Origin of the sequence: Capnocytophaga sp. oral taxon 332 str. F0381 (assembly GCF_000318275.2) — a bacterium.
GTDB classification, from domain to species: Bacteria; Bacteroidota; Bacteroidia; order Flavobacteriales; family Flavobacteriaceae; genus Capnocytophaga; species Capnocytophaga bilenii.
On the sequence record NZ_KB291260.1, the window covers coordinates 1 to 537 of the forward strand.

General features: G+C 47.5%; 1 protein-coding gene. It reads right to left on the reverse strand.

Annotated elements, in window-relative coordinates:
• A partial coding sequence (locus HMPREF9075_RS13365) for a hypothetical protein (RefSeq protein ID WP_009414789.1) occupies positions 1-537 on the reverse strand: 537 nt, incomplete at both ends.

Sequence of the window (537 nt, forward strand, 5' to 3'; positions counted from 1 at the left end):
TTGATCGTACTTGTGTGGTCGCCGACAAGCTTACTGTTGGCTCTTCTATCGTAAATACATAATCTTGCTCACATTGTGTGGTCGCATCTTTCACCGTAAGTGTATAAGTACCCGATGCCAATCCACTCACCCAGAAGTCTGTCGTTCCTGCTGCTAAGATTCCTAATGCCGGATGGAGCGTTCCTGCCGATGGATTTATCGTTACTTGGTGTCCGTGTCCCGATGTTGTATTACTTAGGGTGAAGGTTGCTGTCCCTTCCGAACCTCCCTTGCAAGGCGTATTAGACACCTGCGGATTTATAATCTTAAACGTATTGACATTCGGTGCTCTATAAAGTACGCGTATCACACAACCTGTCTTGCTATGTCCTACCCAGAAAGTATGCGTTGCATCCATCTGTACATTGAACTGTCCTGTTGTATTAGCCCAAGTGTTTGGATGTGTTGTTGGTGCTGTAGCACCCATCGCAAAGCGCAAGTCTCCTACCGTCAGTGGCAAGCCACTCACCGCCGATACCGATACTTGTACAGATACCG